The 6,104-nt window shown below is 60.9% G+C and carries 3 protein-coding genes, 1 tRNA gene, 2 rRNA genes and 1 riboswitch (1 of these 7 running past the window's edge); all 6 genes read right to left on the bottom strand.

The window, feature by feature from the left end; translation table 11 throughout:
• Positions 1-5 precede the first annotated feature (5 nt).
• Positions 6-1,004, bottom strand: coding sequence for a bile acid:sodium symporter family protein (locus MU852_RS04660; RefSeq protein ID WP_249751221.1), 999 nt, complete (start codon positions 1,002-1,004; stop codon positions 6-8).
• Between the two features lie 5 nt (positions 1,005-1,009).
• Positions 1,010-2,038, bottom strand: coding sequence for a methionine synthase (locus MU852_RS04665; RefSeq protein WP_249751222.1), 1,029 nt, complete (start codon positions 2,036-2,038; stop codon positions 1,010-1,012).
• Between the two features lie 27 nt (positions 2,039-2,065).
• Entirely contained in the window at positions 2,066-3,052 is a 987-nt protein-coding gene (locus MU852_RS04670; RefSeq protein WP_249751223.1) for a DUF1852 domain-containing protein, read from the bottom strand.
• 109 nt (positions 3,053-3,161) lie between these two features.
• Positions 3,162-3,372, bottom strand: a riboswitch (cobalamin riboswitch).
• A 318-nt stretch (positions 3,373-3,690) separates the two neighbouring features.
• Positions 3,691-3,767, bottom strand: a tRNA-Met gene (locus MU852_RS04675).
• A gap of 104 nt (positions 3,768-3,871) precedes the next feature.
• A 5S ribosomal RNA gene (rrf, locus tag MU852_RS04680) occupies positions 3,872-3,986 on the bottom strand.
• An 89-nt stretch (positions 3,987-4,075) separates the two neighbouring features.
• A 23S ribosomal RNA gene (locus MU852_RS04685) occupies positions 4,076-6,104 on the bottom strand (it continues 750 nt past the right edge of the window).

Genomic DNA, 6,104 nt, shown 5'->3' on the forward strand with positions numbered 1-6,104 from the left:
CCGCGTCATGCGGGCGCCGTGACCGGCCGGACCGCCTCTTCCGGCCGCCGGCTGTAACGCCGGGCCAGGGCGGCGCAGACCATCAGCTGCATCTGGTGGAACAGCATCAGCGGCAGGACGATCAGGCCCACCGTGGCGGCCGGAAAGATGATGTTGGCCATCGGCAGGCCGCTGGCCATGCTCTTCTTCGAACCGCAGAAGACGATGGCGATCTCGTCCTCGACGCTGAAGCGCAGAAGGCGGCTGGCCGCGGTCGTGAAGACCAGGACGATCGCCAGCATCAGGAGGTCCAGAACGACCACCAGCGCCAGGCTTTGCGGCGTGACCTGGCTCCAGATCCCGGCCACCACCCCGGCGCTGAAGGCCGAATAGACCACCAGCAGGATCGACCCGCGATCCACCAGCATCGTCAGCGTCCTCTGCCGGGTGAACCAGTCGCCGACGATCGGCCTGGCGACCTGACCCAGCACGAACGGCAGCAGGATCTGCAAGGCGATGTCGCGAACGGCGTCCAGCGACAGGCCGCCGGACTGGGCGCTGAGGAACATCGTGGCCAGCACCGGCGTGATCACCACCCCGGCCAGATTGGACACCGATGCGCAGCAGATCGCGGCCGGGACGTTGCCGCGCGCGATCGAGGTGAAGGCGATCGAGGACTGCACCGTCGAGGGCAACAGACACAGGAACAGCAGGCCGGTGACCAGGCCGTCGTCCAGATGACCGCGCGTCAGGGCGACGATCCCCAGCCCGATCACGGGGAAGACGACGAAGGTCGTGGCGAAGACCAGGCCTTGCAGCCGCCAGTGGGTGATCCCCGCCCAGATCGCCGCCGGCGAAATCTTCGCGCCATAGATGAAGAACAGGATCGCGATGGCGGCGTGCACCACCACGTCCAGCACGTCCTTGCCGGCGCCGCGCGCGGGCAGCACCGCCGCCAAGACCACCATGGCCATGATGGCGAGGATATACGGGTCCAGCCGCAGCCGGTTCAGCAACGCGGTCATGCCGATCAGGCCGCCTGTTCTTTCCGCAGGATTTCGGCGCCCGCGCCCAGGGCCTTCAGCTTGCCGTTGGCGACCCGGCGCGACAGGGGTGTCATGCCGCAGTTGGTCGATGGATAGAGCTTGTCCGCGTCGACGAACTGGAGCGCCTTCCTCAGGGTGTCGGCGACCTCCTCGGGCGTTTCGACGATGTCCGAGGCCACGTCGATGGCGCCGACCATGACCTTCTTGCCCCGGATAAGTTCGATCAGGTCCATCGGCACGTTCGAGTGGTGGCATTCCAGCGAGACGATATCGATGCTCGATTTCTGCAGGTTGGGGAAGGTCTCCTCATACTGGCGCCATTCGGAGCCGAGGGTCTTCTTCCAGTCGGTGTTGGCCTTGATGCCGTAGCCGTAGCAGATGTGGACGGCGGTTTCGCATTTAAGACCCTCGGCCGCCCGCTCCAGCGCAGCGATCCCCCAGTCGTTGGCCTCTTCGAAGAAGACGTTGAAGGCCGGCTCGTCGAACTGGACGATGTCGACCCCCGCGGCCTCCAGCTCCCGCGCCTCTTCGTTCAGGATCCTGGCGAACTCCCAGGCCAGCTTCTCGCGGCTCTGGTAGTGGGCGTCATAGAGGGTGTCGATCATCGTCATCGGCCCCGGCAGGGTCCATTTGATCGGCTGGTCGGTCTGGGCCCGCAGGAACCTGGCGTCCTCGACGAAGACCGGCTTGGAGCGCGATACGGCGCCGACCACCGTCGGCACGCTGGCGTCGTAGCGATTGCGGATGCGCACCGTCTCGCGCTTCTCGAAATCCACGCCGTCCAGGTGCTCGATGAAGGTCGTCACGAAATGCTGGCGGGTCTGTTCGCCGTCGCCGACGATGTCGATGCCCGCCTTCTGTTGATCGTCGACCGCCAGACGCAGGGCGTCCTGCTTGCCGGCGACCAGATCCTCGCCTTCCAGCTTCCAGGGCGACCAGAGCACCTCCGGCGTCGCGATCCAGGAGGGCTTGGGCAGGCTGCCGGCGGTCGAGGTGGGAAAGAGTTTGGTCATGCGTCGGGCTCGTGAATTCGGGACGGATCAGGCGGCGAAGTCGGCGGACCACTGGTCCAGGACGGCCCGGTGGGGCTTGATGAAGCGCTCCTCGACGAACCGGCCCTGTTCGACGGCCAGCCGGCTGCGCTCCTCCCGGTCATAGACGATCCGGGTCAAGGAATAGTCCTGGGCCTTCAGGCTGGGTTGATATTGCTCGGTCGCCGGGGAGTTGGCGTTGTAGATCTCGGGCCGATAGATCTTCTGGAAGGTCTCCATCGTGGCGATGGTGCTGACCAGCTCCAGATCGGTGTAATCGCCCGTCAGGTCGCCGATGTGATAGAAGGCGAACGGCGCCACGCTGCCCTTGGGCATGAAATAGCGGACCTTCATCCCCATCTTCGCGAAATACTGATCGGTCGGCGAGAACGCGTCGTTCTCATATTCCATACCCAGCACGGGGTGCTCGGCGCCGGTCCGGTGATAGGTCTTGTTGCTCGACACGCTCAGGCAGATGACCGGCGGCTTGCCGAAATTGTCCCGATAGGCGGCCGACTTCAGGAAATGCTTGAACAGCTTGCCGTGCAGGTCGCCGAAGTCGGCCGGCGCGAAGGCGCCGGGATTGGCCTTCATGTGCGCCGGCAGCACCACGCTGAAGTCGTAGTCGCGGACGTAGGAGGAGAAGTTGTTGCCGACGATCCCGTCGATGCGCGCGCCGGTCTGTCGATCGACGATGGTCGTCTGAAGGATTTCGATCAGCGGGAAGCTGTCTGTCCCCTCGCCCGGGGCGACGCTCATCTCGACGGAGACGATCTGCAGTTCGACCGCATAGCGATCCCCCTTCGGATTGTCCTGAGCCGCCAGCGAGTTGAAGCGGTTGTCGATCATCCTGAGGGTGTTGCGCAGGTTCTCCTGACGGCTCTCGCCCCGGGCCAGATTGGCGAAGTTGGTCGTGATCCGCGTGTTTTCGGCAGGAACGTAGTTCTCGTCCAGCGCGGTGCGCTTGAGGGTGAAGGTGAAGTCGCTGCTCGCCATGCTCTTTGCCGTTGATGCTGTGGCGAGACAGCAGGCAGGAACGCGCGACCGCTCGCACGCGGGATCGTCCCGTGCCGGCGCTCATGCGGCCTGACCGACACCCCGCCGGAGGACGTTATCTGTCGGGGCAGGTCTCCTGGCTCGCGGGTCACGGCTTCCGGTCCGGCCTTCCCAACGCCCGGGGGCGTCAGTGACACGAGATGGACCTTCGGCTCGCCGCTCACAGTTGCGGGGGCAGCGCCGGAATCAACGCAGCAAGCGTTCCACCGGCTTCCCTCTTAGCTCCGCCCAGCCCGAAAGCCGCGCGCAGAACCTCGACGCCGCCACCCTGCCACAGGCGCCGGCGAAGTCAAGAATGATATAAGGATATCCTTATATGTTTATTTCCCATAGGCGACCCTGGCCGCCGCGTCGGCCTCACGTCAGGACGCCGCGTGCTGATCGGCGTGAAGACGCACCTGACCTGCCGGATCGCGGAAATGCACCTTCCCTGCAGGCCTGCAACAAGGTGGCCAAGGACGTTTCGTGCGCCGGGCTATCGCGTTTTCTCCGGCACGGAATCCAGACAAGTAAAACCCCCGCGGCGGCTGCCGGCGGGGGTTCTGATATTCGGCTCACTTTGGAAAGTGAGGTGACATTGGGTGCGGGAGCAGGATTTGAACCTGCGACCTTCAGGTTATGAGCCTGACGAGCTACCGGGCTGCTCCATCCCGCGGCGAACGGTAGGATCGTGAGGAAGAACGGTTCGAGCCTGGCCTCAAGTCGCGCGAAGCGCGGTATGCCAAGGATAATCGCTTCATTCGGCTGTCCGCCTGGTAGACCCGGCGGCGACCTACTCTCCCGCGCCTTAAGACGAAGTACCATTGGCTCTGGAGGGCTTAACGACCGAGTTCGGAATGGGATCGGGTGGGGAACCTCCGACATAGCCACCAGGTCAACGAGGCGGACAGCGGAATGAAGAGAAGACATTGTCTGAGATTGCTTCGGTCAAGGAAGCAATCATCGAATGAGTTTTGCTGAGAAACGATCAAACCGATCGGATTATTAGTACCAGTAAGCTACACGCGTCGCCGCGCTTCCACACCTGGCCTATCAACGTGGTAGTCTTCCACGATCCTCAGCGAAGCCTTGTTTTGAGGTTAGTTTCCCGCTTAGATGCTTTCAGCGGTTATCTATTCCATACTTAGCTACCCTGCTGCGCAGCTGGCGCCACGACAGGTCCACCAGAGGTATGTCCATCCCGGTCCTCTCGTACTAGGGACAGATCCTCTCAAGCTTCGAACACCCACGGCAGATAGGGACCAAACTGTCTCACGACGTTCTGAACCCAGCTCACGTACCACTTTAAATGGCGAACAGCCATACCCTTGGGACCTGCTCCAGCCCCAGGATGTGATGAGCCGACATCGAGGTGCCAAACTTTGCCGTCGATATGGACTCTTGGGCAAAATCAGCCTGTTATCCCTAGAGTACCTTTTATCCGTTGAGCGATGGCCCTTCCACGCGGGACCACCGGATCACTATGGCCGACTTTCGTCTCTGCTCGACTTGTCAGTCTCGCAGTCAGGCGAGCTTATGCCATTGCACTCGACGAGCGATTTCCGACCGCTCTGAGCTCACCATCGCGCGCCTCCGTTACACTTTGGGAGGCGACCGCCCCAGTCAAACTACCCACCACGCCATGTCCCGGGACCGGATAACGGCCCTCGGTTAGACGTCAACGACAGTAAGGGTGGTATTTCAAGGACGACTCCACCGAGGCTGGCGCCCCGGCTTCATAGTCTCCCACCTATCCTACACATACGGTCGCTAACGCCAAGGCGAAGCTATAGTAAAGGTTCATAGGGTCTTTCCGTCTGACCGCGGGAACCCCGCATCTTCACGGGGAATTCAATTTCACTGAGCCTGTGCTGGAGACAGTGGGGAAGTCGTTACGCCATTCGTGCAGGTCGGAACTTACCCGACAAGGAATTTCGCTACCTTAGGACCGTTATAGTTACGGCCGCCGTTTACCTGGGCTTCAGTTCGACGCTTTCACATCTCCCTTTAACCTTCAGGCACCGGGCAGGCGTCAGACCCTATACGTCGCATTGCTGCTTCGCAGAGCCCTGTGTTTTTGCTAAACAGTCGCTACCCCCTGGCTTGTGCCACTCAGTCCTGCTTGCGCAGGGTGAGTCACGCTTATTCCGAAGTTACGCGTGCAATTTGCCGAGTTCCTTCAGCACAGTTCTCTCAAACGCCTTGGTATGCTCTACCTGACCACCTGTGTCGGTTTCGGGTACGGTCTCTGCTGGAGTTATTTCCAGGGACAACGCCCCTGCACGGACAATCCAATAAGCCCGTACAAGTTATGCCATCCGTCACTTCCAGCTGGTGCAGGAATATTTACCTGCTTCCCATCGACTACGCTTTTCAGCCTCGCCTTAGGGGCCGACTAACCCTGCGCAGATTAGCTTTACGCAGGAACCCTTGGTCTTTCGGCGGGAGTGTCTCTCACACTCCTATCGTTACTCATGTCAGCATTCTCACTTCCGATACCTCCAGCCAGGCTCACGCCTGACCTTCACCGGCCTACGGAACGCTCCGCTACCGCTTGCAGTAAACTGCAAACCCATATCTTCGGCGAACGGCTTGAGCCCCGTTACATTTTCCGCGCAGGATCGCTTGATCAGTGAGCTGTTACGCTTTCTTTAAAGGATGGCTGCTTCTAAGCCAACCTCCTGATTGTCAAAGCAATCCCACATCGTTTCCCACTTAGCCGTTACTTGGGGGCCTTAGATGATGGTTAGGGTTGTTTCCCTTTTCACGACGGACGTTAGCACCCGCCGTGTGTCTGCCCGATAGTTCTCTTGGGTATTCGGAGTTTGGTTAGTATTGGTACCGCTCGCGCAGCCCGCAACCATCCAGTGCTCTACCCCCAAGGAATTCGTCGGACGCTCTACCTAAATAGATTTCGCGGAGAACCAGCTATGTCCAGGTTTGATTGGCCTTTCACCCCTATCCACAAGTCATCCGAGTCTTTTTCAACAGACACCGGTTCGGACCTCCAGTT

Origin of the sequence: Brevundimonas albigilva (assembly GCF_023503965.1) — a bacterium.
Classification (GTDB): Bacteria; Pseudomonadota; Alphaproteobacteria; order Caulobacterales; family Caulobacteraceae; genus Brevundimonas; species Brevundimonas albigilva.

Bases quoted from the DNA above. Each gene is read 5' to 3' on its own strand.
- MU852_RS04660 (WP_249751221.1), bottom strand. From the start codon at position 1,004: ATGACCGCGTTGCTGAACCGGCTGCGGCTGGACCCGTATATCCTCGCC.
- MU852_RS04665 (WP_249751222.1), bottom strand. From the start codon at position 2,038: ATGACCAAACTCTTTCCCACCTCGACCGCCGGCAGCCTGCCCAAGCCC.
- MU852_RS04670 (WP_249751223.1), bottom strand. From the start codon at position 3,052: ATGGCGAGCAGCGACTTCACCTTCACCCTCAAGCGCACCGCGCTGGAC.